Genomic DNA, 25,488 nt, shown 5'->3' on the forward strand with positions numbered 1-25,488 from the left:
AGCCATGATCTCGGTCGTACAGGGCGACATCACCACCCTGGAGGTGGATGCGATCGTCAACGCCGCCAACGAGAGCCTGCTGGGCGGTGGCGGGGTCGACGGGGCCATTCATCGCGCGGCCGGGCCCGAGCTGCTGGAGGCCACCCGGGCCATTGGCGGGTGCCCCACCGGCGAGGCGCGCATTACCCCCGGGTTCCGCCTCCCGGCGGAATACGTGATCCACACCGTCGGTCCGGTGTGGCAGGGCGGCCAGGCGGGCGAGGACCGCCTGCTCGCCTCCTGTTACCGCTCAAGCCTGGAACTGGCGATCGAATATGGTCTGCGCGAGGTGGCCTTTCCGCTGATCAGTACGGGCGTCTACCGGTTTCCCAAGGACCGCGCGGCCGATATCGCGCTGGAACAGCTGCGGGAGCGGGAGGACCGGTTTCGTCGCCTGTTGGTCTGCGCGTTCAGTGCGGCCGATGCGGATGTCTACCTCGATCGGCTAGGGCGTTGACGGATGCTGCTCTCCGAGGCGCAAGTCGAGGCGAAGCTCGCCGATGCGGCACGGCGGGGCGAGTTCGATGACCTGCCCGGGGCGGGGCGGCCACTGGAACTCGACGATGACCGCGATGTGCCGGAGGAGCTGCGCATGGCGTTCCGGGTGATGAAGAACGCGGGGTATGTGCCGGAGGCCGTGCGCCTGCGCGGCGAGATCGCTTCGGCCGAGGCCCTGCTGCAAGCGGCCGACGATGCCGCCGCGCGTGACCGGGCCGCCCGGCGGCTGCGCGTACTGCTGGATCGGCTGAACCAGTCGGGCGAGGGGCGCGGCCTGATCTCCGAGTCTGGCTACTTTCGCCAGCTCTGCGAGCGGCTACGATGAATGAGCGCGATGGAGCGGTTCGTGGCCGCGGCGCGACGATCCAGCCCCTTGCGCGCTTCGAGACCACGCACCGCGAACCGTTCGACGATGGCTGGGTGGGCGATGACGAAGAGCCCCGGCCGCTGCGCACCGAGGTCACGCCGGAACACCCGCGCAAGGTGCTGTCCTGGAACCAGTCGCCGGATGTTCCGTTCGAGCTGTCCCTGAATCCCTACCGAGGCTGTGAGCACGGCTGCGCGTACTGTTTCGCGCGGCCGGCACATGCCTATGTCGGGCTGTCGCCGGGGCTCGACTTCGAGAGCCGGCTGTTTGCCAAGGTGGGCGCGGCCGACTGCCTGCGCCGCGAACTGGCACGGCCCGCACATCGCGTGACGCCCCTGGCGCTGGGCATCAACACGGATGCCTACCAGCCGGTGGAGCGCGAGTGGCGCATCACGCGGGAGGTCCTCGAGGTGCTGGCCGAGGCGCGACATCCGGTCTCCATCGTGACCAAGTCCGCGCTGGTGGAGCGCGACCTGGACCTGCTCGGACCCATGGCGGAGCGGGGCCTGGTGCAGGTGGCGATCTCCGTGACCACGCTGGATCGGGCGCTTTCGCGCCATTTGGAGCCACGCGCGGCGGCCCCCCAGCGACGTCTGGAGACCATGCGCAGACTGAGCGAGGCCGGGGTGCCGGTGGCGGTGCTGGTGGCACCCCTGATCCCGGTACTCACCGACGGCGAGCTGGAGTCGTTGCTGGATGCGGCGCGCGAGGCCGGGGCAACCAGCGCCGGCTACGTGCTGCTGCGCCTGCCGCGGGAGGTGGCGCCGTTGTTCGAGGACTGGCTGCGCACCCATCACCCGCTGAAGGCGGATCATGTGCTGCAGCGCCTGCGCGAAGCGCACGGCGGCCAGTTGTACGATTCGAGCTTTGGTCACCGGATGGTCGGGGCGGGCCCCTATGCAACGCTGCTTCGCCAGCGCTTTCGCCTCGCCCGACGCCGGGCCGGTCTCGCCGGCCGCCTGGCGGAATTGGATACCACGCACTTTCGCCCGCCAGCGGCACCGGAGGCCGACCGTGGTCCGCAGATGGATCTGTTTTAGGAGTGCGCTACAGTGGTCGCGGAGAACATCGGTAGCGGACACAGGACATCACCAGGGATGACCGACAAGGACCAGACAGGGAAGCGGCCGACCTGGTGGGGGCGCTGGTCGTTGCCACAGGGGCGGATCGGGCGCTGGTCCGTCGGGCCGCTGGATATCTGGCTTGAGCATACCCCGGCGGAATGGCGCCTGGGGCTGGACCGGCCGCGCGACGCCGCCGATTCCACCCTGGACATTCAGGTGCCGACCGATGCCGAGTGGCCCGAGTCATTGTCCGAGCGGCTGCGCTTTGCCGGGGCCACCGGCGACACACAGCCGGAATTGCGGATCGCGCTGGCCGACCGTCCGATGGTCAGTCGACCGGAAAACCCGTTCTATGTGCCGGCCCAGGGCCGGGTTACGCTGTTCCTCAGTTCGCCTGCCTGGGTCCAGTTCTACCTGGGCGATGCGCGGGCGCACGAATTCCCGGTCTATGTGCCTTCGGATACCTGGTTCGGCCCCAATACGGTCGAAGGAGAGTTGTGCTATGCCACGCGCACTCAGGCGCGGCTCGCACTGGAGGATGTCCCGGAGCGCCCGCATCGCGTGGTCACGCCACTGACGATCCATAACAAGGCACTGGATGCGCTGTTCCTGGAGCGGGTGAACCTGCCGGTGCCGCGTCTCCCGGTCTATGCCGATCGGCACAACCGCCTGTGGACCCCGGCGGTACGCATGGAGCGCGAGGAAGACCAGGACATGGCGGCGATGAAGATCGACGCCGGGCCGCCCGCCGAGGCCGAGGGGGCGGAGCGGATCGCCGAGCCGCGCGAGGTGGGCGGGCGGCATGTGATGGTGCGGGCGTTCAGCGCCCTGTTCCAGTAGGAGAGCAGGATGGACGGCTGGATGCAAGGCACCATGGACTTCCTGACCAGCGATGGCTTTCTCGCTGCGCTGCGGGCCTCGCTGTACATCATTGTTGGTTTGATCCTGGCGCGACTGGTCTCGCGCAGCCTGACGCGGGCCTTCGGCCGGCACATGGATGCCCAGCAGATCATGCTGATGCGCCGCATCAGCTTCTACGTGATCCTGGTCCTGGCGGTGGTCTCCGGGCTGCGCGAGCTGGGCTTCGATCTCACCGTGCTGCTGGGGGCGGCCGGCATCCTGACGGTGGCCCTGGGCTTTGCCTCGCAGACCTCGGCGTCCAACCTGATCTCGGGGTTGTTCCTGATCGGGGAGCGGCCCTTCTCGGTCGGCGACTTCATCAAGGTGGGGGACGCAACGGGGGAGGTGCTGTCCATCGACCTGCTGTCGGTGAAGCTGCGTACGTTCGACAACCTGCTGGTGCGAGTACCCAACGAGAGCCTGGTGAAGTCGCAGATCACCAACCTGACGCGCTTCCCGATTCGTCGTCTGGACATGCAGATCGGGGTGGCCTACCGCACTGACCTCAAGGTACTGCGCGACATCCTGATGGATGTGGCGGACCGCAACCCGGTCTGCCTGGAGGAGCCCAAGCCGCTGTTCATCTTCCTCGAGTACGGGGATTCCGCGCTGAAGATTCAGCTGTCCGTATGGGCGCGGCGGGAGAATTTCCTGGATCTGCGCAACAGCATGCACATGCAGGTGAAGGCCGCGCTCGACGAGGCAGGCATCGAGATCCCGTTCCCGCAGCGCACGCTGAGCCATATCGATGGCGGGCCGATCCCCGTGCGGGTGATCCGGGACAACCTGAGCGACGAGGAGACCGAGGCCGCCGAGAAGATGGACGAGAAGGCCGGCGAGGCGGAGACCGACGCGGGAGCGTCAGAGGCCGAGCGGCACTCGACGCGCGACTAGTCGACCCGCAGGTTCATCCAGACCGGGTCGTGGTCCGAGGCGCGCCATGGCCCCTCGGCGGGCTGGCTCCCGTCGAAGCCGAGAAAGGCCGGTTCGTCGGCGTTGATCGCCCAGGAGCCGGCTTCACCGACGCGTTCGGCGATCCCCTCCGGGCCGAGGAGGTAGTCCAGTTGCCCGGACTGGCCGCGAAAGACATAGCTGTAGGCCCGGTCGGGCTCGGCATGTACCAGATCCCGTTTCCCCGCCTCGCGTAGTACACGGATCGGGTCTTCCTTGGCGTAGGCGTTCAGGTCGCCGGCGACGATCACGGGCAGCTCGTCGCGACGTTCCTGTTCGATCCACTGCGCCAGGCGTTGGGCCTGGGCCGTTCGCCGCTCGTTCCAGCAGCCCTGTCCACGATCCACGTCGCCGCTGGAAGGACATCCGGACTTGGCCTTGAAGTGCACCGCCACGACCCCGAACAGGGCTTCGCCTTCCGGTGTGCCGAACCATGCGAGCAGTGGCGGACGATGATGCACGCGGTCTTGATCGGCGACGGCATCCAGCAGTTCCAGACGATCGGCACGGTAGGTAATGCCGACCTTGATCGCGTCCGTCCCCGGCGCGGGATGGCGGACGGCCTGGTAGGTGGTGTCGCCTTGCTGGCTCAGGCGTTCGATCAGGCGTTCGCGCGCGGCGGGCCGGTTTTCCAGCTCGATGGCCGTGATCAAGTCGGCCTTCAACGGGAGCAGGGCGGCATTCAGCTTGGCCTCCTGCCGCTGGCGTTCGGCGCGACTGGCCGCGCCGCGTTCGCCCAGCGTGATGAAGTCGTTCTCCATGTTAGCGGTGACGATGCGCAGTGCGCCGTCTGTCGCCGGATCGGGCGGGTCGGGACGGCTACCACCCTCCCACTGTGGCGTTTCGGTCGGGTGCAGGCGGTGGGCATCGAAGGCATGCGTCAGGATGCCGGTCAGGCCGGTGACCTGGCTGCCGACGCGGCGTGTGCCCCGGTCGTCGAGGTAGGGGACCGGCTCCGGGCGGGCGCGGTAGCTGCCATCGTCCAGCACGATGCGGCGTTCGGCATGGTCGTGGTCGTCGAACTGGCCGGTCTGGCCCGGGTGCCACAGGCGTCCTTCGGCGGAGAGCGTCAGGCTGCCGTAGCGCTCAAGCTCATGGTGTCCCGTGACGGTCAGGGTCTGACCGAAGCGCACGCGTACGTCTTCGAAGTCCTGCAGGCGCTGGGCGTCGCGCGGGAGCTCGAGCGCCACCGGCTCGGGCAGCCGCCCGCTGCCGCAGGTCTCGATGTCGTCGATGCGGGCGAGCTGGGGGCGGCCGTGGTGATGGCCAAAGCGGCCCTCGACACGCAGTCGATCGCCGGGTTTTACCGGCTCCTGGCGGGGGGCGTAGACGAACACCCCGGTCGGCGTGTCGGCCACGTCGTTCTGCAGGTAGAAGCCGCCCAGTTCATCGGCGCCCATGAAGACGCCGGTGACGATGCCCTCCAGCACGACGGATGTAGCGTCCGCCGGTGGTTCGGCCAGCAACTCGTCCGTCGTGAGGCTGGTGCGGTCGGGGGGACACGCGGGCGCCAGCGCATGCGCGGATGGCACGGCCAGTGCGAAAGCTACGACCAATACCCGCGGGACCACGCTGGCGAGTGTGCGGCGAATGGAGGTCACGTGCCGGTCCATGGCGGCGTCCTCAATATTGCGGGTCAGGCGCTAAAGCGTAGCAGGGACCGCAGGTGGTCGGGTGACTGGGTAACGTCCCGAATGCTGTATTGGTCGAGCACGGCGAGAAAGGCGTCCCGGGCGTCGTCCAGCACCCCGCGCAGCTGGCAGCCGGGCAGGATCGGGCACATCGGGTTCTCGCAGTCGACCACATTGAGGTTGGGTTCCATGTCGCGGACGACGGCCCCGATATTGATCGATTCGGGGTCGCGCGCAAGCGAGATGCCGCCTCCCTTGCCGCGGCGGGTAACCAGGTAGCCCTTCTGGCCGAGCTGATGGACGATCTTGACCAGGTGGTTGCGCGGGATGCCGAAGCGTTCGGAGATCTCGGTGACGGTGACGCGCTGGTCGCTGGGCTGGACCGTCAGGTACATCAGGACGCGCAGGGAAAAGTCGGTGAAGCGGGTTAGTTGCATGGGTGACTCGTTGGCGGTTTGCAGGCCTTGTCGGCGCTCGCCAGGTCCCGTGGGTTCTCGTGTGCAACACGGGTTCGGTTGGTCGGCTGCCAGATATACGGTTATGTGAACGGATAAAGGGACAATAAGGCCGGCGTAGTGCAAAAACAAGCAAGGCCCCGGTATGCAGTGGAGTGGCGCACCGCGAACCCGGTAACAACGTTTGGCAGGCCTTTTCCGTATACTGCGCCCGCCTTGGGGATGAAAGCGGAATTGGAATGACAGTCTGGGTCGCCGCCCTGCTCGGGGTCGTGCAGGGAATATTCATGTTCTTGCCGGTCAGTTCGACCGCGCACCTGGTGCTTACCCAGCACTGGCTGATCCTCAGTGGCGAGCCGCTGCCACCGCCGGAAAGCCCGGAGATGATCCTGTTCGATCTGGTCGTGCATGTCGGCACGCTGGTGTCGATCATCTATGTGTTCCGCCAGAGTCTTTGGCGCCTGAGCGGCGGGATCGCCCGCGAGAGCTGGCAATGGGCCTCGGCGGGCGGCAGCGCGGGCCGCGAGATGCTGTTCCTGCGCCTGGCGCTGCTTTGTGGCTTGTCGGTGTTCGCCACCGCCGTGATCGGCTTAACGCTGAAGGCGAGCTTCGAGCACGTGTTCGCCAATCCGACGCTGATCGCCGGTACCCTTACCTTGACCGGCATCCTGCTGTGGTGGACCGATCGGTTGAGCCGCCGCCCGCTGGGGCTGCGCAAGCTGGGGCCGAAGATCGCCACGATCATTGGTGTGGCCCAGGGCTTCGCGCTGGTACCGGGCCTCAGCCGCAGCGGCATGACCATCACCTTTGCGCTGTTCTCGGGCCTCAAGCGGCGCTGGGCTGCGGAATACAGCTTTTTCCTTGCCATCCCGACGATCCTGGCCGCGACTGCCGTTCAGTCGCTGGATGTGTGGAACAGCGGTAATGGACTGGGGGATCTGAGCTGGACCCCGCTGATCGTGGGTTTCGTGGTCTCCGCGGTGGTCGGCGTGATCTCCCTGAAGATGGTCCTGTTCTTCCTCTATCGCGCACGGCTGAAGGTCTTTTCCTTTTATGTCTGGGCGCTGGCGGCCCTGGTGCTGTTCGGCTTCCTCGACGTGGACATCATGTACGGCCACTGATGGATTGTCCGGGTCGGCTGGCGCATCACTCGGGGCCGCGCAGGACCCCGAGTGGCGCCTGGCGCAGTACGCTGCGTGTGCCCAGCCAGCCGGCCAGCGCGATGCCCAGGGTCCCCCCGACGATCCCGAAGACGAACGTCATGGGGTTGATGCGGTAGTCGAACTCGAACACCTGCCAGGCCAGCAGGGCCCCGACGGCGGTGGCGATGATGGCGGCCAGCAACCCGGCCAGAAAGCCCAGGCTGCCGAACTCGGCCAGCAACGCCCGGCGGATGTGGTGGCGTCGGGCCCCCAGTGCACGTAACAGGGCGGTCTCGCGACGGCGGACGTCGCGGGTGGCCTGCACGGCCGCGAGCAGTACGGTGAGCCCCGCGAGCAGCGTGAACAGGAAGACATACTCGACCGCGCGTGTGGCCTGATCCATCACATCGCGGACCTGCTCGATGATCGCGCTGACGTCGATCGCCGAGACGGCCGGGAATTCGCGCAGCCAGCGGTTCTGCTCCGCCCCCATGCCCTCCGGCACATGCAGCGCGGTGATGTAGGTGCGCGGCTGGTCGCCCAGCAGGGCGGGTGGCCCGATCACAAAGAAATTGACCCGGAAGCTGTCCCAGTCGACCTCGCGGACATTGGCGATGACCCCGCGCACGGGCTGCCCGCCCACCCGGAAGGTGAGGCTGTCGCCGGTCTCCAGGCCAAAGCGCTCCATCAGTCCGGCCTCGACCGACCACACATCGTCGGCCGCCTCGCCGGTCGGGCCGTGATGGAACCAGTGGCCTTCGATCACGCGGTTGTGCGCCGGCGGCTCCTCCGCGTAGGAGAGGTTGAACTCGCGATCGACCAGGCGCCGGGTCTGGTCGTCGTCAAAGTCATCGGGCTGGACCGGCTGGTCGTTGATCGCGATCAGGCGCCCGCGAATCATCGGGTCCATTTGTGGACGTTCGAGCCCGGAGGCCTCGATCCGGTCGGCGAAAGCCTCTTCCTGTCCGGGCTGGATATTGACGAAGAACTGGTTCGGGGCGTCCTCGGGGATGCTCGCATCCCAGGCGGAGAGCAGATCCACGCGCACGATTGCCAGCAGCAGCAGCGCGAGGATGCCGATGCTGAAGGCCACGAGTTGCACGGCGCTCAGTCCGCCCCGCCGGGAGAGGTTGGCAAGCCCGAAACGCAGTGCCATGCCCCCGTGGTCGCGCAGCGGGCGCAGGGCCAGCACCATCAGCAGCCCCAGCGCCCCGAGTACGAGCAAGGCGCCTGCGGTCCCGAGCAGGACCCACGCGGCCAGCTGCGGGTCGGCCGCTTGCCAGTACAGCAGCGCGCCGAAGGTCAGCAGGGCGAGGAGTCCGGACAGCCAGACGGAAGCGGGCGGGAGCCCCAGGTCGCGGCGCAGTACCCGCAGGGGCGGCACGCGGCCAATGCGCAGCAACGCGGGCAGGGCGAAGCCGATGGCGGTGATCAGACCGACACCGAAGCCAGCCGCGACCGGCCGCGCCCCCGGGGGTGGCAGGTCCCCCGCAAGCCATTCCCCAAGCAGTGCGGACAGGACAAATTGCGCCCCGAACCCGATGATCAGCCCTACGCTGCTCGCGACCAGGGCAATGAGCAGGACATGGCCGAAGTAGAGTCGGAGGATCCTTCGTCCGCTGGCCCCCAGCGCGCGCATGACAGCGGCGGGGTCGGCCCGGCGTTGGGCAAAATGGTGGGCCGCGACCGCGATCGCGGCCCCTGCCAGGAGGACGGCCATCAACGAGGCCAGGCCGAGGAAGCGTTCCGCCCGTTCGATCGCGACCTGCAACTCCGGGCTGGCGTCATCAAGGCCGCGCAGGCGCTGGCCCGGCTCCAGGCGTTCCTCGATCCAGTCACGGTAGCGCTCAAGCTGGGTTGCCGGCCCGGTCACAAAGAGTTCGTAGCGCACCCGGCTACCAGGCGCGATCAGCCCGCTGATCTCGAGATCGTCAAAGGCGAGCATCAGCCGAGGGGCAATATCCAGCAGGTAACTCCCGCGATCCGGCTCACGCACGATCTCGCCGGCTATCTCCAGTTCCAGTTCGCCAACCTCGACGGTATCGCCGACCTCAAGCTCCAGGGCCTGCAGGAGGGCACCCTCGAGCCATGCGGTGCCGGGTTCCGGCCCCCGCGTGTACGGCTCGGGATCCCGGTCTGCGGTGCTGCGTACGAGGGCCTCGCCCAGCAGGGGCCAGTCCCGATCCACCGCGCGCAGGGCGGACAGGCGGGAGTCATCATCGGGCGTGAACAGGACGCTGGGAAGCGCAGCGGTACGGGCGGTCTGAAGGCCTTGACGCTCGGCCTCGGCCAGCCATTCCTCGGGTATCGGGTCATTGCCGACCACGGCCATGTCACCCCCCAGCAGCAGGGTGGCCTGCTGCGCCATGCCCCGGTCCACGCGGTCGGTAAAGAAGCCGACCGCTGCCACGGCGGCCACGGCGACGACCAGGGCTGTCGCGAGCACACGCAGCTCGGCACTGCGCCATTCGCGCCAGACGCCACGAACCCATGTGCGCATTCCGCCTCGCCCGAACAGACCTGTCATGCGAGCATGCCGTCCTGGATGTGGAGGATACGATCGCATTGCTGCGCGAGATCGGCGTCATGCGTCACCAGGATCAGCGCCGTGCGCCGGTCCTCGTGGTCGGGGTCCCGCGCGAGGCTGAACAAGAGGTCGATAATGCGTCCACCGGTCTGGCCGTCGAGGTTGCCTGTGGGCTCGTCGGCAAACAGCACGGCGGGTCGGTCGACGATGGCGCGGGCGATGGCGACGCGCTGCTGTTCGCCTCCCGAGAGCTGGTGCGGGTAATGGGCTTCTCGCTCGCTCAGTCCCACGCGTTTCAGCGCATCCCGGGCCCACGCCGAGATCTCGACTTGCGAGCGCCCTTCGTGCTCGGGGTTCAACTCCAGCGGCAGGAGCACATTCTCGAAGGCGGTCAGCGCCGGGAGCAGCTGGAAGGACTGGAATACAAAGCCGACACGGCCGGCGCGCAAGGCCGCGCGGCCATCCTCGTCCAGTTCGCTGATCGTTTGCCCCAGCAGGCGAACTTCTCCGGCGCTTGGAGCGTCCAGACCTGCAAGAAGTCCGAGCAGCGTGGATTTGCCGGACCCGGATGCACCCAGGATCGCGACGGTCTCGCCGGCCTGAACCGACAGCGAGATCCCGCGCAGGATATCGAGTACACCGCTGGGCCCGGCGATCCGCTGTTGCAGGTCACGGGCTTCCAGAACCGAAGATGAGGATGCATCCATGTGGCGTTATTCCCTGGTCATTATTGCGTGGCTCGCGTTGCTATGGAGTCCGCTTGGCCTTGCGAATTCCATCAGTGCGGAAAATTCGGGGGAAGAACCCGCGAAGGTGCTGGTGTTCGGCGATTCCCTGAGCGCGGCCTACGGCATGAGTGACACCGAAAGCTGGGTGGGGCTCCTGGAGGAGCGTCTGAGCGAGCGCAACCATCCCTGGCGCGTCGCGAATGCCTCGATCAGTGGCGAGACGACGGCCGGGGGACGCGAACGCCTGCCGGAGGTCCTGGAACGGGAGAATCCCGATCTCGTGATTCTGGCGCTGGGGGGCAACGACGGCCTGCGCGGGCTCTCGCCACGTGCCATGCGCGACAACCTGGAGGCGATGCTGGAGGTGATCGACACGGCGGGCGCCCAGGCCCTGCTGCTCGGGATCCGCATCCCGCCCAATTACGGCCCGCAGTACACCCAGCGCTTCGAGGCCGTCTTCACCGATCTGGCTCGGGAACGCGGGCTGGTGTTCGAGCCGTTCTTCCTGCACGAAATCGCCTTGCGCGACGGGATGATTATGGATGACGGGATTCACCCGACGCCCGAGGCGCAGCCCTACATGCTGGAGGCCGTATGGCCCCATCTGGAGCCCATGATGCGCGGGATAGAGGCCTGTCTGGACGACGCGGTTTCAGTCTCCGAGCGCCCGGCGCAGATCCGTCAGGACGTCCTCGGGGAGGAGCTGACGCAGTACCGGATGAACATCGCGCTCGACCTCGGATAGCAGCGGCAGGGTGCGAACAAGCGAGTGCCGTGACAGCGGGTCGCCGTACTGGTTGGTCTGAATCGGGCGGTCCAGGCCGGTCTCCATCAGCGCAACACCGGGCTCGCCGCGGGGGCCTTCGTCGAGGACCTCGACCAGTTCCACCATGCGGCCGTCCACTTCCCCCTGCACCCCGATCAGCGGAGCCAGGAGATGGACCAGCTGCTCGGTCTGTTCCATGGTCAGTGTCGCCATTGGACTACCTTACGGCGGATTCCCTGCCGACACCAGCCCGCTCGGCCTGGCCACAGAGAGGCGTAGAGAGAAGGGTGGTGTCCCCGGCAGGATTCGAACCTGCGACCTGCCCCTTAGGAGGGGGGAGGGGTGTCTAGCAATAGCAGGGTATATCGGGCAATCTGTAGGCTCTTGCCACAATCCTGCCACAGTGAGGCCGAAAAATGGCCACCATCCGACGACGCTCGACCGGCAAATGGGAGGCCCAGATACGCCGTCTGGGTCAGCCCTCGATCACGAAGACCTTCAGCGCCCGCGAGGACGCCGCGAAGTGGGCGAGGGCGACCGAGCGTGAGATGGATACCGGCCAGTTCCTGCCGCGCACCGACGGGGAACGGACCACGGTGGCCGATGCGTGCGAGCGCTACGCGCGCGAGATCCTCCCCACGAAAAAGTCCCGTCGGCAGATCGCCTCCGACCTCACGCGCCTGATCGACGAGTGGGGGCCGCACTCGCTCATCGCGCTCACGCCCGACCGGATCGCGGCGTACCGGGACCGTCGGCTACAGACCGTCTCTGGCGACCAAGTGAGAAAGGAGCTGGGGCTGCTGGGGCGTATTTATCGGGTGGCGATGACCGACTGGGGCATCCATATACCCCATGGCGCACCGATGGATCGTGTGCGTCTTCCCCCGGCGGGGCGCGGTCGCGAGCGCAGGGTGTCGGACGCCGAACTGGATGCGATCCTGGCCGTTACCGGGTCACGGGAGCTGCCGAGCCTCTGCCGCGTGGCCGTCGAGACGGCCATGCGGCGCGGCGAGCTGACCGGCCTGACCTGGGAGCGCGTTGATCTTCGCCGACGGGTGGTCCACCTGCCGGACACCAAAAACGGCCAAGCCCGCGATGTCCCCCTCTCGACGAGAGCGCGGGATGAGCTCGCTGCGATACCGCGCAGACTGTCAGGGCGGGTCTGGGGCCTGACACCTGACGCGGCCAGCCGGGCGTTCGCCCGCGCGGTGCAGACGGCACGGGCGCGCCATGTCGAGACGCAGGAGGCGGCTGGAGCCACCCCCGAGGCGGATTGGCTCGTAGGTGTGCGCTTCCACGACCTCCGCCACGAGGCGACCTCACGCCTGTTCGAGCGGGGCCTGTCGATCGTTGAGGTCTCTGCAATCACCGGACACACTGACCTCGCGATGCTGCGCCGCTACACGCACCTGCGGGCTGACGACTTGGTGGAGCGGCTTGGCTAGGCGGGCAGGGAGGTTTGCCATGTCACCATTATCGATCGCCATCATATGGACCACGCTGGCCGTAGTGGCTGCGTACGGGGTGTTCATGGTGGTGGGATGGGTGGCCGAGAGGCTGGTTGGCAGCAAGTGAAGACTTGATTTGTGTGCCCCGGGGCGTGGGAGGCTCCGCAGGGATTGAGGTGGAGGATAGGGCGGTGCCATTCAGATACGGGCTGTTCAGGTCGGGGAAGGAAGTAATGGACGCCGTGGATCGCGGTGAGTGGGTTTTCTGGCAAACACTCTCCTACCCAGTCCACAAGGATCACCTGGGGCAATACTTCATTGGTCAGGGGCCGGGCCAGGTTGGTCTGACGTGGGCGGATGGCATCACGCTCAATGGCAGGATTGAGGATTTCTTCGTTCTGAGCGAAGACGAGCGGGCGACTTTGTTTCAGGGTACCCGGCACTGAAGCCAGTGCCCTGATCTCGAGCGGTGCTCGAAGCTGCGGGATTCAGCTCCGCTTGCAGGTGTAATCCCGCTAGACAGGCGGGACGGTAACCGGGCATGATGTCCGGAATGATTCCCAGAGAGGCCCGCCATGCACTCCTCCGATACCCCAACAAACCTGCTCCGCTCTGCGCTTGACCTGACCACGCGGGCGGATGTGGCCCGTGAACTCGGGGTAGATGAGCGGACCGTTCGTCGTTGGGAAAGGGGAGAGGTTCCCATGCCGGCCCATTGGGAACCGGCTCTGAGTCAGGTTCTCAGACAGCGGGCCCCATTACGCGCTTCTTCCGGTGGGCAGTTCACCTTCATCGATCTGTTTGCTGGCATCGGCGGCATCCGTCAAGGATTCGAAGGGGCCGGTGGCCACTGTGTCTTCTCCAGTGAATGGGACAAATTCGCACTGCAGACCTACCGGGCCAATTTCGGAAATGAGGACGAGAAGATCCAGACCGATATCCGGGAGATTACTGCGGTATCCGACGACGCGGAGCAGAACAGTCGGTCAATTGGGGAGCAGATTCCGGAACATGACGTTCTGCTCGCCGGTTTTCCCTGTCAGCCGTTCTCGCTCGCGGGCGTCTCCAAGAAGAACAGTCTCGGTCGGGATCATGGTTTCCTGTGCGAGGCGCAGGGGACACTGTTCTTCGACGTTGCGCGGATTATCGAGGTCAAGCGGCCCCGAGCCTTTCTGCTCGAGAACGTGAAGAACCTGCGCAGTCACGATGGTGGGCGGACCTATGAAGTAATCCGCAAGGTGCTGGACGAGCTGGGCTATCAGGTCCACGACCGGATCATTGATGGCAAGGGGTTCGTTCCGCAGCATCGTGAGCGGATCTATATGGTCGGTTTCCGGAAGGACACTCCCTTTACTTGGAACCAGCTGGATTTCCCTCGGCCTGATGCCAGGACGCTCCGGGAGATCCTGCATCCGGAGGATGGGTCGGAAGCTGCGGAACCACCCTATACGGAGGGCCCGAAGGCGAAGGTCGGCTCCAAATACACGCTCAGCGAGAAGCTTTGGAAGTATCTGCAGGATTACCGCGCCAAGCATGAACGCGCCGGCAACGGTTTTGGTTACAGCAAGGTCGGTCCGGGCGACACCGCGCGCACGCTCTCCGCTCGCTATCACAAGGACGGGTCCGAGATTCTGGTGGACCGGGGGCGCAAAGCCCGACCGCGCCGTCTCACACCACGGGAGTGCGCGCGCCTGATGGGCTTCGGGGACGACTTCCAGATCCCGGTCAGTGACACCCAGGCGTACCGTCAGTTCGGGAACTCCGTGGTGGTGCCCGTCATCCGCGAGATCGCCTCCGCGATGGTTCCCCATATCCTTGCGGACATCCGTTCCGAAGAGGAGAGCGAGCAGGCCGAATTGCCCATGGAGTTCCGGGATACGGCGTGACCGACCGGCTCACGACGGAGGCACGCAGCCGGCTGATGAGCCGGGTGCGGGGGAGCGACACCAAGCCGGAACTTTGGCTACGGCGTGCGCTGCATGCGAAGGGTTTTCGTTACCGGCTGCACGCTAAAGAGCTTCCGGGCCGCCCCGACCTGGTTTTCCCTCGATATTCAGCGGTCATATTCGTTCATGGCTGCTTCTGGCATGGCCACGACTGTCACCTCTTCCAGATGCCGTCAACGCGCGAGGAGTTCTGGCGAGAGAAAATCGCAAAGAACCGAGAGCGGGACCGGAGAAACAGGACCACGCTTCTCGACATGGGGTGGCGCGTGCTCGAGGTCTGGGAATGTGCGATGCGGGGCCGCGACCGGCTCGCGGCGGAAGACCTGCTGCAGCAGGTGACGGAATGGCTGAATGGGAGATCCGGCCGACACGAGATCCGAGGGCTTTCGCGCTTAACGGAACGCGGTACAGGAAGTGATGCCCGCAGGGAGGACGCAGGGTGATCGATTCGATATCGGAGCTTTTCGAGGGGGCCGCGGCCAAATGGCTGAGTGCCGTGGACGCCGAGCCGGACAAATCGAACCAGCATGAGATCGGAGGCCTGCCGAGCGCTGGCTTCAGGCGCTATCTGGGCGAGCCGGCGAAGGATGAGGTGCTCCGGTTCGATACGGTCATGGCCTATCTCGAGGACGATGAAGACACGCCCCCCGAGATCGTGGAGGACACGGTATCCTGGTACGACTGCCGATGGAAGAACCCCAGTCGCACCCCCGAATACCGGCTCTATTACCGGAGCAATGCCGTTACGGACCGGATCGCCGAGGGCGACCTCATGGTCATTGCCAAGGCGCGTGATGGGTCCCTGCTGATCGTATTCGCGCCCGGTGAGTCGGAAGTCGAATCGCAGATCCGGCACGTGTTCGGATTCGGGGACTTGGGCGAGCGGTTCCAGGCCGCATCGATGCCGGCGTCAGCGCTGACCCTGCCGCTTAAGCTACTCCTCGAGGAGATCGGCGTCGCCTCGATCCAACCGGACGACGCCACTGGGGATCTAGAAATCGTCCTCGAGCGTTTTCCCGACCGGTTCCCCTCGACGGCGGAATTCTCATCGCTGGCTAGGGAGCTCAGTCGTGGCGACCCACTGGGACAGCCTGATGACACGCTCCTCGCGTGGATGGAGCGCGAAGAAGCCCTCTTTCGGGCCTATGAGCGCGAGGTTGTTCTGGAGCGGTTGGAGCAGGGTTTCCACGGGGACGTTGACGAATTCGTCAGGTTCTCCCTAAGTGTCCATAACCGCCGAAAGTCACGAATGGGGCATGCGTTCGAGAACCATCTCTCGGCACTCTTCACGGCACACTGCCTGCGGTTCGAGAAGGGCGGCGCCAAGCGGGTTACTGAGAATAAGTCCCGGCCGGATTTCCTCTTTCCGGGGTTTTCCGAATACCACGACCCTGCTTTTCCGGCGTCCCGGCTTTTCCTGCTTGGAGCGAAGACCACCTGCAAGGAACGTTGGCGGCAGGTCTTGGCGGAGGGGAAACGACTGAGGACAAAGTACCTTGCCACCCTTGAACCGGGGATCACCAAGACGCATACGGATGAGATGCTGGCTCACAACCTGCAGCTCGTGGTTCCAGAAGCTGTCCACTCGTCTTATTCGGTAGCCCAGCGAGATCAGATTATTGAGCTGCGGGAGTTTATCGATCGCGTCAAGTCTGCTGGTGAGCGCGGCGGGACTATAGGGTGATGTGGCGAGCTGTTGACGAGATCGTGTTTCCATGCGACGGAAATCGAGCCGGGCATGGATATCACTGCTGTCACCGCTCAGACGCGCATCAACGACCGCATCCTTTCCTAGGTCGATAGAAAACCGCGAGCGAGTGGTAGGGGACGGTTTCCTTAAGCGGATCGCCGAAAACGGCCCCTCAACCCCTTGAGTGGCCAAGCAGCGCCCGCACGCCACTATTCGTAGATGCAACTGTGCCTCGCTAACGGCCCGCGCATGCGGGCTACGAACTCTACCGACACGTAGCGGGAGCTGGGGCTCAGTGGCGATTTGGGGCCAGTATCGATCTCTGTCTTCCGGTTTTGTATAGATTTGAGGGGGTATGGATGAAAATTGAAGAAATCTGGATACACAATTTCCGGTGTTTTGGTCCTTCAGGCACAAAGATAGCTCTGGAGGGTTGCGCCACTGCATTTGTCGGTGGCAATGGTTCCGGCAAGACAGCCGCCTTCCAAGCAATCTCACGTCTTTTTGGTGTTACGAACGCAGGTCGAAGGGTTCGGAGGGAGGATTTTCATATTACCGAAGATCAGCAGGAGCTCCAGTCGGGAGCAACCCTGTCGATTGACGTATTGTTAGCGTTCCCCGAGCTGGAGGGTCTGGACGATGGCGATGTTGAGGACGCCGTTCCAGAGTTCTTCCTGCAAATGGCGGCTTCCGGACCAAGTGCTCCTCTCAAGGCGAGGATGAGGCTTCATGCGACATGGACGGACGACGGCACGCCGGAGGGCAGCATAGACGAGGACCTTCGTTGGATCACTGCGCTCGATGACCAATTTGAATGGGATGAATGCAAGCGAGTGCAGGCTGTGGAGCGGAGCTCGATCCAGCTCATCTATGTCCCGGCTGTCCGGGATGCGGAGACGCAGGTGACGGCATTGCTAAAGGGGCGGTTGTGGCAGGCCGCAAGATGGTCTGGGGAATTCCGCAACCGCAGCGCAGAAAGCGTCCAAGCGATTCAGGAGCGGTTCGAGCGCGAGGAGCCCGCACGCGCTGTCCTAGATAAGCTCACAAAACGTTGGCGGCAGGTGCATGAGGCGGATACCGACACTCAACCGACCCTGCGCTTAGTCGAGAGCCGGTTCGAGGAACTGGTTCGCAAAGCGGAGTTTGCGCTTGCTCCCGACGAGTCCGGACAGGAGCGCGCCCTCAGTGAACTCAGTGACGGGCAGCGTTCGCTTTTTCATATCGCTCTTACCGCGGCGACTCTGGAAGTCGAGAAGGACCTTTTCGCGTCAACTGCCGGCGAAGGCGCGTTCCATCAGGATAAGCTCAGGCGGACGAGTCTTACCTTCCTTGCGATCGAAGAGCCAGAGAACAGCCTGTCTCCGTTCTTTCTCTCACGCATCGTCACGCTGGCTCGGGAGATCGGCGTGCTCCCGTCCGCCCAAGTAGCCCTGTCTAGCCATTCGCCAGCCATTCTCAGCCGCATTGAACCGGAGGAGGTACGCTATTTCCGCTTAAACCGGCTGCGCCGATCGTCCAATGTCCGTCGGCTCACGATGCCGGGAGGCGAGGACGAAGCAAGGCAGTATGTCCGGCTTGCCATCAGGGCCTATCCGGAGCTTTACTTCGCCCGCTTCGTCATCCTTGGCGAAGGAGATTCCGAGCGCCTTGTGATCCCGCGCGTTGCGGATGCCATGGGTGTTCAGCTCGACCCCTCATTTGTGCCGATCGTCCCCCTAGGCGGGCGTTATGTCAGCCACTTCTGGCGGCTTCTCAATGATCTCGACATCCCCCATGCGACCCTGCTGGACCTCGATAGTGGCCGTTCACACGGCGGTGCTCGCCTTTTGGCTGATATTGTTGAAAAGCTGAAGGGACTCGGCAACGACCTTATCTCGAATTCGCTGGCCGAGGCTGGAAATATCGATCCTGATGAGTTGGATAATGTGGCGGACGGCGATTTGCTGGACGAGGGCGGGGGGCACGCCTGGCTTCAGGCCCTAAGAGAAGAGGGCGTATTCCTTTCGTTTCCGCTGGATATCGATTTTGCGATGCTTAGTGCGTTCCCGGAAGCCTATCAGCACCCGCATCCTGGAGGCTGCGGGCCGCGCAGCGGCCGCGCTGCTACTAGTGACAAGAAGGCCGTGACGCTCAAGACTGGCGGCAATCCTGATCTTTACGATGAGACATATGATGATAGGTTCAAATGGTACCCCTACCTATTCCTGAGCAGGAGCAAGCCCGAGACCCATATTGCGGCCCTTGCTCGGATCGAGCCAGACGAACTTTCCAAGGATGCACCCGCCGAGCTCAAGGCACTCATCGAGCATGTGAAGGAAAGGCTCGGGCTTGAGGGCAATGATACATGAGTGGAGTGCGCCCCGGAGACTGGAGTGCGCAAGGCGTTGAGTACCTCGAGCCGCGCGCATGGGAAGCGTTGCGGGAGACCGAGAGGAGCGTGCTGGTAACGGCAGGCGCGGGCGCGGGGAAGACAGAGTTTCTCGCGCAGAAAGCAACTTACCTTCTCCAGACAGGGCTCTGCCCTGCGCCCAAACGCATACTTGCGATCAGCTTCAAGCGTGATGCGGCAGGCAATCTCGCGGAGAGGGTAGCCACGCGATGTCCACCTGAACAGGCGCGGCGCTTCAACTCCTACACCTTCGACGCATTCGCGAAGAGCCTTTTGGACCGGTTTCGTGCGGCGGTTCCCGATGCGTATCGTCCTCCTTCGGACTACCGAATTGTGATGCCATACGGGCGGGATTACAGCGATTTTCTGACTTCGCATGGGTTCCATGGCGTGAGGACTGACAAGTTCGAGCATGCGATAGCTAGGGAGCGACTGCCGATCGCCAATGAAGGCTCTCAGTTGCAACGAGCTGTCGCAACCTACTGGCAGGCTCAGTATGATGAACAGAACGGTGTTCGGCTCTCGTTTCCGATGATCAACCGCCTTGTGGAATTGTTGCTCCGGAAGAACCACTCGATACTGAAGGCGCTACAGCTCACCTATCCCGTCATTTTTCTTGATGAGTTTCAGGACACCACCTTCGCGCAGTTTGAACTCCTGTACACAGCATTTGGTGGTAGCGAAGCCGTCTTCACGGCGGTTGGCGACGACAAGCAGCGGATTATGGGTTGGGCCGGAGCGATGCCAGAAGCCTTCGCGAAGTTCGAAGAGGGCTTTGCGGCGCAGCGCATATCTCTGATCTGCAACTGGCGATCGCACGCGGACCTCGTTCAGATTCAACATCTCGTCGCGAGCAGGATTGATCCGACTGTTGAGGAGCCGGAAGCACGAGGCAACCGGCGGGTGGATGGCGACGTTTGCGCCATCTGGGAATTTGCGACGAAGGAGCAAGAAAGCGATTACCTCGCACATTGGGTCGAACGCGAGGTGCAGGCAGGCCATGTCGAGGCCCACGATGTCGCCATTCTTGTCCGCATGCGCGCCGACCAAGTTGAGGGCGAGCTTTCCCAAGCATTTGCGAACCGGGGGCTAAGGTTGCGGAATGTCGCTCGCAACGTTGGCGATATCGCCATTCAGGACCTGCTTGGCGAGGATATGACGCAAATCCTCCTGCGGCTTATACGCCTTGGCGCTAGTGGGCGGAGCCCCGAAAGCTGGAACGCTTCGCTGCTGGACTTGCAACATCTCGAAGCGGTCGACCACGGCGATGAAGCGGGACAGCAACTCCTTCAAGAGCGTCTACAGACATTCGTACGCGAGATGCGGCGAACCCTGAGAGGCCGTGATCCTGTCCCTGGCGCCGCAGGTGAGGTCGCGCAGTCGGCTCTTGATTTCGTTGGGGCCGAGGTCCTGCGGCGGGCCTTTCCCTCTTATAAGAGGCAACCCGATTTCTATCGCGTCTGGAATGGGTTTAGGCTGCTCCTAGAGGATTCCCTGCAGCACGCCGAGACGTGGTCAGGCGCTCTTGATGAATTCGAGGGTTTCGGTCAAATCTCCCTGATGACGATCCACAAGAGCAAGGGCCTCGAGTTCCACACGATCATCTTCTACGGCCTTGACAACCGGACGTGGTGGAGCCTTACGCCTGATCGCCCTGAAGAGCTAAAATCGTTCTTTGTGGCCTTCACGCGCGCGAAGCAAAGGGCATTCTTTACTCTGTGCGCTGAGCGTGGCCAACCCATTGGGTGGTTGGAGAGAATCCTCCTCCCCGGTGGAGTTCGGAGAGTGCGCTTTTGATCCGGCGGCCGTTAATTCGAGTTAGGGGAATGCAGATCTATCGGCGTTTGGCGGCGGTGCATCTATGTGCTGTTGGAACCGGCCACCGTCGGTAGTGGACTCCGAAGCAATCTGGGAACCTCGCCAGTTGCTACGCCGGCGTTAAGTAAGCCTAGATGATTTCATTCAGGCCTTCCTTAGATGCTGGAATGTCCCTTGGACCCTAGCGTCCCTCACACGTCTGTCGTGCGGAATCGCCCAAAACACGGCAGGTCCTCTGGTGTATGGCAGGGCCAGGGCACAGCGCCAGAGTGCTTTGCCCATACCTTCCGCGCACGCCTCAGCATCTTAGCTGCCTGCGTTCGTACGCCTGAGTGCATTGGGCGGCGGAGTAGGGTGTCCACGTAGGCACGTAGACGCTTGGGGTCGCCGTTGCGCCCAGCGGCTTGGGCAAGCTCGGCCAGGTAGTTAGCGCAGTCACGTTCGGCCTGTGGCGTGAGGCACCACGTCCAGCGGGCTCCGCCGCCATGCTGTCGGGGCCGGGTCAGGTACATGCACACATAATCGCCCCACGTCAGACGCTCTGAGCGAGCGTCACACAGTGTTTCTTCGTCCTTCACCCGGCCGGTTCCGGCCTCGGTGACCAGCAGCACCCAGCGGATCATCTCGCCCCGATCATCCGGCGGCAGCCCAGCTCCGATCAGGAGTGCGGCGCATCGGCCTCGTCGTTTGCGGTGCTGACGGGCAGCAGGGGATATATCGACCTCGTAGAGGCGCCGGAACTTCGCGACTAGTCGATCCCATTTGTCCTCGCGCACCACGCCCGTGGTGTACAGCGGATACCCCCTGCCGATGGATCGCAGGATGGCCCGCTGGGCCTCGGCCTGAGATGGATATAGGTGACGCATCATGCCTCCGGCTGTTCGGGTGTGTTTCTAGGATTCTATCAGCGTTATTGGCGGATTCATCACCTAGTTTATTACCTAACTAATTACATTGTATTTCAGTGGTCGATCGCTTGCGCTGCCGGTCATTGAGGCGGTCACAGTTTATGTAACGGTAACTGTAACTGTAACTGTAACTGTAACTTTAACAGTTACTTCGACTGTCGTTGGAGGAGTGACTTGCGTAGTTCCTCTAGGGTCTTGGCCGATGGTCTGACTACTGTTTCCGTTTTCATTGGGAGAGGAAGTGCGTTGTGCATTGTAATTCACCGATGGTTGGATTGGATCGGGCTAAGGTATTGATGCAAAAACAATGTAGCACGGCAACAGCATTATGCAGTTAATGTTCCTATGTACGACGGTTGGCGGGTTCTTTTTGTCCGCCAACACCAAGTACACGGAGGCTGCGCATTCGCCGCAGCCAGAGTCGGCCACCGGGACTCGGTGGGCGACCGCGATATTGGCAAGGCACCGCGCGGCTGGCAGAGCGTTGGCGGTCTCCTCGGCGGCTCCCATAGGGAGCGGTGGAGGAGGCCGCCAACCTCACCACGCCAGCCACGCCACACATACATCACGGGCCGTATGGCCCCCGGGGACTGCCAATCCCCAGGACGTCGGCCGCCAACCGGTGTCCAGTGCTACTTAGCGCCCGTTTGCCCGTAATTGGGCTCGCCGGGTGCGAGGGAGGCCCAGTGGACTAATCCCGGCCTGCCAGCCGGAGTAACCCCACTGGTCTATCCCATCCGTGACATCGATGTACCGATGTTGGGCGACCGGGACACGGGCGCGCGGAGGAAATGCCGCGTGACCCTGCCCGGGGCGAAAAGAGGTAATCAGTCCTCTCCTCGGGGTGCGGGAAACCGCGCAACGAGTGCCACACACGTGGGCCGTCCACGCCAGTAGTGATGCTGGCGTCGCCGCCATACGACGAGTGTCGTAGGGGCGGCGGTGTACCTCAATGTGATCCGGGTCGCTCCGGGGAGCATTGGGGGCAGGCGGGAGCGTAAACGTGTAACTGCGCCGTACAGGCGCTGTGTGGAGCTGTCACAGCCGACTAGGGTAGTGACCTGCGGCGATTCAAAGTCTGATGTACGTACCTGAGCCGTTGTGGAGCATTGGGCCAGGGAAATCCGGGGGATGCGCCCGGAGATGGTAGACATCAGATGACGAGGATCTAGGCGGTGGCAGTACTGACGCCCCGGGATAACCGGGCAAAGGGCCGAGGGGGTCGGTGTAGTGGCATACACCGGCGCGGAGCTTACGACTCCGAAAATCCCCGACGCCCCGAGAGCGTTCCGCGATCAGGCAATGAACCGCGTTCCCGAAAGGAGCGTGGGAGTTTTACTTTCCCGAGAGGAAAGTAAAACACTCCGGGTTGGCACCCGGAGGCCGAAAGCGAGAGGTAGCACGATGGTGTAGTACCCCATCCTGGCGGATGGGTGTCACGTTCCGTATTCGAGCGTGACGTGTGGTGAGCATTGGGATCGGGTTGGCCCCCGATCTCAACAAGAGTGTAGTGAGGCTTGGCGGCCTTATTTTTTCCAATGTGACCGATATGGAGGATATACCATGATGTACGACGTCGATACGACATAGATGTGCGATTGCACATGACGACCACGCCCGTAGCCATTGACTGCGGGCCGTTCTCCCACTCCAGGCATTGCCTGGAGTGGGATATATCGAATTCTTAACGCGCAGGCCGAGTCATGGATAAAATCGAGGGATGGCCTGCGTTTCCGTTATGCAAGAAAAGACCCCAACCGGAAAAGGCTGGGGCCTTCTTCTGGCTGCGGTGGGGCTATGCAGCCCTGTCGTCGACCAGCTCATCGCGCAGGATCGTCACTTCCGCCGGCGCAGTGACCGTGATCCGTGCTGTGCCGCCCGAGACCCGAAGGACGCTCACGTCGTAGTCGAGTCCAGGCCGACCGATCACAGCGGACTCACCACGCGACATACCCAGCACGAGATACCCGGCACAATCGGTGTAGCAGGGCGGCCCGGCCTGGGCCTCGCCGCCGGCGATGGCCTCCCCATCCTGGTCGGATTGCGACAGGATCGAGGCGCGGACGATCGGCATATCGCGCGGCGCTTCGATTCCGAGGCGGGGAGAGGAGCCGACTGGGGCATAGGTCACGTGCACGTCCGGGCCGATCCAAAAGCCTTCGCCTGCGCGGCGGGTCAAGGTGAGGGTGGTGCGGCCGTCAGTACGGCCGGATTGCTGGTTAGCCGTCATGTCACTATCTCCGTGTGATCATCTGTCGTGGGCTACTGCATCCACGGCACTACGCTATCGTCTGCGGGCGCGGGCATCAAGGTACAGATTTAGTATAAATATCGGATTCTAGGATGAAGTTTCATCCTTGTCGCGCCGATCCGTCGCGAGTGGTTCGGTGATGGCCGAGACAGCGGGGAGGACACCACATGCGCTACATGAGCTACGGCGTACGCCTAAGCCGCGACGAGGCGGGGCGCTACCTAGTGACCTGCCGGGACGTGCCGGAGGCCCTGACGGACGGAGAATCCCAAGAGGAGGCGCTGCGCGAGATGGGGGATGCCCTCCGCGTGGCCCTCGCGGGCTACGTCACGGAGGGTCGTCCGATCCCTACACCCAGCCTCACACGCGATGGCGAGACCATCGTGGAGGTGGACGTGGACTGACACCGTGCGATCCGAGCCATCTCCACCCACTCCCCCCGCCCTCGCCGCAGGGCGAGGGAGCCGCTCGCCGCGAGGCAGGGGTGCGGGCCAAGTCCCGCACCCCACTGGGTAGCGTAAGGTCGCTGCGTGCCAGTACAGGGTCCGCTGCGCCCTCCGGGCAGCCCGTGTCCTCGCTGCGCTGCGGCCCTGGACAGCCGCTCCGCTTGTGGTAGGCAGATACACCGTCGATAGGTGGACAAAAACACCCTCCGTACGCCGGATGATGTGGAGCGAGAGCGCGCATTAACGCTTTATGTCCTTTTCCCTTTTTAATGCGTATAGGTATTTGAATTAACGGGTATTGCCAGTTAAGTAGGGGAGAAAAAGGTGGTTAAAGGGGAGGGAACGGTGGTGAAGATAGGGAGGGATGGGTGGTATAAAGGGAGGAGGAATAATTGCTCCCTAAATACGAGGCCGCATGGACGAAAGACTGGTCTATAAAAGCAACGCCCTGGTGGAGGCGTCCTACCGCCTGAGCGTATACGAGCAGCGCATCATCCTCGGGTGTATCGCTCAGGTGCGGCGGGACGAGCCGCTGACTGATGAGCGGCTCTACACGATCAGCGCCCAGCAAGTCGCCCAGGATGCCGGAGTGAGCGTTGGCCGCGCCTATCAGCACCTCCGAGCCGCGTCAGGACGGCTGTACCGCCGGGAGGTCACCCTGCACGACGCTCCCAACGGAGGGGGCGCCGCGAAGGTGCGTCTGACCCGCTGGGTCCAGGAAGTGGTCTATCAGGAGGCTCAAGGCACCGTATCGCTGCGCTTCAGCAGGCCGATCCTGCCCTACTTGACGCAGCTCACTGAGCAGTTCACCCGCTACGCCCTTGGCGATGTCGCGAAGCTGAACAGTGCCTACGCGATCCGGCTGTACGAGTTGCTGTGTCAGTGGCGGACTGCGGGCAAACGCGAGGTCTCCATCGACTGGCTACGCGAGGCCTTCCAGCTGGAGGGCAGGTACCCAGCGACCAAGGACCTCAAACGATGGGTGATCCAGCCAGCCGTCGACCAAATCAACGAGCACTCGCCGCTGTGGGTTTGCTGGGATCAGCGGAAGTCGGGACGTCGGATCACCCATTTCCTGTTCGAGTTCCGCAGGAAGGAATCGAAATCCGACAGCAGAGTCTCCTCGCCGTCTCTCTTGCCAGCGGCAACCTACCTGCCGGACGACTGGGTGCTGCCCGCTGAGTGGCGGGAGTGGGCAGCCGAGCAGGGCAAGGCCAAACGAATCCGCCTGAGTGACGCCGACATTGAGGAGATGGGTGAGATGTTCGCGGATCACTGGCGCAGCGAAGCGGGTGAGGAGGCGCGGAAAGTGGATTGGCTCGCAACCTGGCGGAACTGGGTTCGCCGTGAGCTGCAATGGAAGAAGGAGCGAGCCGGCCGATTCGGAGGTGCGGGATCGCAGAAACCGGAAGGCCGGGTGAGTGCGGTCAGGACGGCTAATCAGATGGCGGAGCAGCGAGAAAACGAGCCCGAAGACCTGCGTGCGGCTGTTTTTGGCCACCGATCCCGCCCGGAGCAATGAGT

Annotated in this window: 22 protein-coding genes; 16 read left to right on the plus strand and 6 right to left on the minus strand. The window is 63.8% G+C overall.

What is annotated here, in order from left to right; genetic code table 11:
• Positions 1 to 4 precede the first annotated feature (4 nt).
• Genes G372_RS0112160 through G372_RS0112180 form a run of 5 tightly spaced genes read left to right on the plus strand, consistent with a single transcriptional unit; the run spans position 5 to position 3,762 of the window.
• On the plus strand, positions 5 to 496 hold the full coding sequence (locus G372_RS0112160) for an O-acetyl-ADP-ribose deacetylase (RefSeq protein WP_019624347.1): 492 nt from the start codon (positions 5 to 7) through the stop codon (positions 494 to 496).
• A gap of 3 nt (positions 497 to 499) precedes the next feature.
• Complete coding sequence (locus tag G372_RS0112165; protein WP_019624346.1) at positions 500 to 862, plus strand: DnaJ family domain-containing protein; 363 nt, start codon at positions 500 to 502, stop codon at positions 860 to 862.
• Positions 859 to 1,944 (plus strand): PA0069 family radical SAM protein, encoded by a 1,086-nt coding sequence (locus G372_RS0112170; RefSeq protein ID WP_019624345.1) that lies wholly within the window; start codon positions 859 to 861, stop codon positions 1,942 to 1,944. Before G372_RS0112165 ends, G372_RS0112170 begins: the two co-directional genes overlap by 4 nt.
• Positions 1,945 to 2,001: 57 nt before the next feature.
• Positions 2,002 to 2,808 (plus strand): hypothetical protein, encoded by an 807-nt coding sequence (locus G372_RS0112175; protein ID WP_018864440.1) that lies wholly within the window; start codon positions 2,002 to 2,004, stop codon positions 2,806 to 2,808.
• 9 nt (positions 2,809 to 2,817) lie between these two features.
• Positions 2,818 to 3,762 carry a mechanosensitive ion channel family protein gene (locus G372_RS0112180; RefSeq protein ID WP_019624344.1) on the plus strand — a complete coding sequence of 315 codons (945 nt, stop codon included), beginning with the start codon at positions 2,818 to 2,820 and terminating at the stop codon, positions 3,760 to 3,762.
• Here G372_RS0112180 and G372_RS0112185 read toward each other — a convergent pair.
• Entirely contained in the window at positions 3,759 to 5,432 is a 1,674-nt protein-coding gene (locus G372_RS0112185; RefSeq protein WP_019624343.1) for an ExeM/NucH family extracellular endonuclease, read from the minus strand. The genes G372_RS0112180 and G372_RS0112185 overlap by 4 nt on opposite strands.
• Before the next feature lie 23 nt (positions 5,433 to 5,455).
• The gene (locus G372_RS0112190) at positions 5,456 to 5,887 is read right to left on the minus strand and encodes an Rrf2 family transcriptional regulator (RefSeq protein WP_018864437.1); all 432 of its coding nucleotides are present in this window, start codon (positions 5,885 to 5,887) and stop codon (positions 5,456 to 5,458) included.
• 257 nt (positions 5,888 to 6,144) lie between these two features.
• On the opposite strand from G372_RS0112190, the gene G372_RS0112195 reads away from it, so the two are divergent.
• Entirely contained in the window at positions 6,145 to 7,026 is an 882-nt protein-coding gene (locus G372_RS0112195; RefSeq protein ID WP_019624342.1) for an undecaprenyl-diphosphate phosphatase, read from the plus strand.
• Positions 7,027 to 7,051: 25 nt separating this feature from the next.
• On the opposite strand, the gene G372_RS0112200 is transcribed toward G372_RS0112195, so the two are convergent.
• Complete coding sequence (locus tag G372_RS0112200; protein WP_026340392.1) at positions 7,052 to 9,574, minus strand: ABC transporter permease; 2,523 nt, start codon at positions 9,572 to 9,574, stop codon at positions 7,052 to 7,054.
• Positions 9,571 to 10,281 carry an ABC transporter ATP-binding protein gene (locus G372_RS0112205; protein ID WP_018864434.1) on the minus strand — a complete coding sequence of 237 codons (711 nt, stop codon included), beginning with the start codon at positions 10,279 to 10,281 and terminating at the stop codon, positions 9,571 to 9,573. The genes G372_RS0112200 and G372_RS0112205 overlap by 4 nt, the downstream gene beginning before the upstream one ends.
• Here G372_RS0112205 and G372_RS0112210 point away from each other — a divergent pair.
• Positions 10,280 to 11,047 carry an arylesterase gene (locus G372_RS0112210; protein WP_019624340.1) on the plus strand — a complete coding sequence of 256 codons (768 nt, stop codon included), beginning with the start codon at positions 10,280 to 10,282 and terminating at the stop codon, positions 11,045 to 11,047. The genes G372_RS0112205 and G372_RS0112210 overlap by 2 nt on opposite strands.
• Here G372_RS0112210 and G372_RS0112215 read toward each other — a convergent pair.
• Positions 10,955 to 11,281: a hypothetical protein gene (locus G372_RS0112215; protein WP_020008872.1), complete on the minus strand. Its 327-nt coding sequence runs from the start codon at positions 11,279 to 11,281 to the stop codon at positions 10,955 to 10,957. The two genes, G372_RS0112210 and G372_RS0112215, sit on opposite strands and share 93 nt — an antisense overlap.
• A gap of 203 nt (positions 11,282 to 11,484) precedes the next feature.
• Here G372_RS0112215 and G372_RS0112220 point away from each other — a divergent pair, with 203 nt between their 5' ends.
• The 7 genes from G372_RS0112220 (at position 11,485) to G372_RS0112255 (ending at position 20,338) form a co-directional block, all read left to right on the plus strand.
• Positions 11,485 to 12,513, plus strand: a complete 1,029-nt coding sequence (locus tag G372_RS0112220) for a tyrosine-type recombinase/integrase (protein WP_019624339.1) — start codon at positions 11,485 to 11,487, stop codon at positions 12,511 to 12,513.
• A gap of 236 nt (positions 12,514 to 12,749) precedes the next feature.
• Complete coding sequence (locus G372_RS0112230) at positions 12,750 to 12,962, plus strand: hypothetical protein (RefSeq protein WP_020008873.1); 213 nt, start codon at positions 12,750 to 12,752, stop codon at positions 12,960 to 12,962.
• 129 nt (positions 12,963 to 13,091) lie between these two features.
• Positions 13,092 to 14,402 (plus strand): DNA (cytosine-5-)-methyltransferase, encoded by a 1,311-nt coding sequence (dcm, locus tag G372_RS0112235; RefSeq protein WP_019624336.1) that lies wholly within the window; start codon positions 13,092 to 13,094, stop codon positions 14,400 to 14,402.
• A complete protein-coding gene (locus tag G372_RS0112240) occupies positions 14,399 to 14,905 on the plus strand; it encodes a very short patch repair endonuclease (protein ID WP_019624335.1) in 507 nt (168 codons plus the stop codon). Before dcm ends, G372_RS0112240 begins: the two co-directional genes overlap by 4 nt.
• Complete coding sequence (locus tag G372_RS0112245; RefSeq protein ID WP_019624334.1) at positions 14,902 to 16,146, plus strand: type II restriction endonuclease; 1,245 nt, start codon at positions 14,902 to 14,904, stop codon at positions 16,144 to 16,146. Before G372_RS0112240 ends, G372_RS0112245 begins: the two co-directional genes overlap by 4 nt.
• A 365-nt stretch (positions 16,147 to 16,511) precedes the next feature.
• Positions 16,512 to 18,500: an ATP-dependent nuclease gene (locus tag G372_RS0112250; RefSeq protein ID WP_026340391.1), complete on the plus strand. Its 1,989-nt coding sequence runs from the start codon at positions 16,512 to 16,514 to the stop codon at positions 18,498 to 18,500.
• Positions 18,497 to 20,338, plus strand: coding sequence for a UvrD-helicase domain-containing protein (locus tag G372_RS0112255; protein WP_019624332.1), 1,842 nt, complete (start codon positions 18,497 to 18,499; stop codon positions 20,336 to 20,338). Before G372_RS0112250 ends, G372_RS0112255 begins: the two co-directional genes overlap by 4 nt.
• 2,724 nt (positions 20,339 to 23,062) lie before the next feature.
• On the opposite strand, the gene G372_RS0112260 is transcribed toward G372_RS0112255, so the two are convergent.
• Positions 23,063 to 23,497, minus strand: a complete 435-nt coding sequence (locus G372_RS0112260; RefSeq protein ID WP_019624330.1) for a carbon storage regulator — start codon at positions 23,495 to 23,497, stop codon at positions 23,063 to 23,065.
• Between the two features lie 188 nt (positions 23,498 to 23,685).
• Here G372_RS0112260 and G372_RS0112265 point away from each other — a divergent pair, with 188 nt between their 5' ends.
• Together G372_RS0112265 and G372_RS0112270 are read left to right on the plus strand one after the other, a co-directional pair.
• Complete coding sequence (locus G372_RS0112265; RefSeq protein ID WP_019624329.1) at positions 23,686 to 23,922, plus strand: type II toxin-antitoxin system HicB family antitoxin; 237 nt, start codon at positions 23,686 to 23,688, stop codon at positions 23,920 to 23,922.
• A gap of 457 nt (positions 23,923 to 24,379) precedes the next feature.
• Positions 24,380 to 25,486: a replication initiation protein gene (locus tag G372_RS0112270; RefSeq protein ID WP_019624328.1), complete on the plus strand. Its 1,107-nt coding sequence runs from the start codon at positions 24,380 to 24,382 to the stop codon at positions 25,484 to 25,486.
• Positions 25,487 to 25,488 lie beyond the last annotated feature (2 nt).

Source organism: Thioalkalivibrio thiocyanoxidans ARh2 (assembly GCF_000385215.1).
In the GTDB taxonomy this organism is placed as follows: domain Bacteria; phylum Pseudomonadota; class Gammaproteobacteria; order Ectothiorhodospirales; family Ectothiorhodospiraceae; genus Thioalkalivibrio; species Thioalkalivibrio thiocyanoxidans.

Bases quoted from the DNA above. Each gene is read 5' to 3' on its own strand.
- G372_RS0112160 (WP_019624347.1), top strand. From the start codon at position 5: ATGATCTCGGTCGTACAGGGCGACATCACCACCCTGGAGGTGGATGCG.
- G372_RS0112165 (WP_019624346.1), top strand. From the start codon at position 500: ATGCTGCTCTCCGAGGCGCAAGTCGAGGCGAAGCTCGCCGATGCGGCA.
- G372_RS0112170 (WP_019624345.1), top strand. From the start codon at position 859: ATGAATGAGCGCGATGGAGCGGTTCGTGGCCGCGGCGCGACGATCCAG.
- G372_RS0112175 (WP_018864440.1), top strand. From the start codon at position 2,002: ATGACCGACAAGGACCAGACAGGGAAGCGGCCGACCTGGTGGGGGCGC.
- G372_RS0112180 (WP_019624344.1), top strand. From the start codon at position 2,818: ATGGACGGCTGGATGCAAGGCACCATGGACTTCCTGACCAGCGATGGC.
- G372_RS0112185 (WP_019624343.1), bottom strand. From the start codon at position 5,432: ATGGACCGGCACGTGACCTCCATTCGCCGCACACTCGCCAGCGTGGTC.
- G372_RS0112190 (WP_018864437.1), bottom strand. From the start codon at position 5,887: ATGCAACTAACCCGCTTCACCGACTTTTCCCTGCGCGTCCTGATGTAC.
- G372_RS0112195 (WP_019624342.1), top strand. From the start codon at position 6,145: ATGACAGTCTGGGTCGCCGCCCTGCTCGGGGTCGTGCAGGGAATATTC.
- G372_RS0112200 (WP_026340392.1), bottom strand. From the start codon at position 9,574: ATGACAGGTCTGTTCGGGCGAGGCGGAATGCGCACATGGGTTCGTGGC.
- G372_RS0112210 (WP_019624340.1), top strand. From the start codon at position 10,280: ATGTGGCGTTATTCCCTGGTCATTATTGCGTGGCTCGCGTTGCTATGG.
- G372_RS0112205 (WP_018864434.1), bottom strand. From the start codon at position 10,281: ATGGATGCATCCTCATCTTCGGTTCTGGAAGCCCGTGACCTGCAACAG.
- G372_RS0112215 (WP_020008872.1), bottom strand. From the start codon at position 11,281: ATGGCGACACTGACCATGGAACAGACCGAGCAGCTGGTCCATCTCCTG.
- G372_RS0112220 (WP_019624339.1), top strand. From the start codon at position 11,485: ATGGCCACCATCCGACGACGCTCGACCGGCAAATGGGAGGCCCAGATA.
- G372_RS0112230 (WP_020008873.1), top strand. From the start codon at position 12,750: ATGGACGCCGTGGATCGCGGTGAGTGGGTTTTCTGGCAAACACTCTCC.
- dcm (WP_019624336.1), top strand. From the start codon at position 13,092: ATGCACTCCTCCGATACCCCAACAAACCTGCTCCGCTCTGCGCTTGAC.
- G372_RS0112250 (WP_026340391.1), top strand. From the start codon at position 16,512: ATGAAAATTGAAGAAATCTGGATACACAATTTCCGGTGTTTTGGTCCT.
- G372_RS0112255 (WP_019624332.1), top strand. From the start codon at position 18,497: ATGAGTGGAGTGCGCCCCGGAGACTGGAGTGCGCAAGGCGTTGAGTAC.
- G372_RS0112260 (WP_019624330.1), bottom strand. From the start codon at position 23,497: ATGACGGCTAACCAGCAATCCGGCCGTACTGACGGCCGCACCACCCTC.
- G372_RS0112265 (WP_019624329.1), top strand. From the start codon at position 23,686: ATGCGCTACATGAGCTACGGCGTACGCCTAAGCCGCGACGAGGCGGGG.
- G372_RS0112270 (WP_019624328.1), top strand. From the start codon at position 24,380: ATGGACGAAAGACTGGTCTATAAAAGCAACGCCCTGGTGGAGGCGTCC.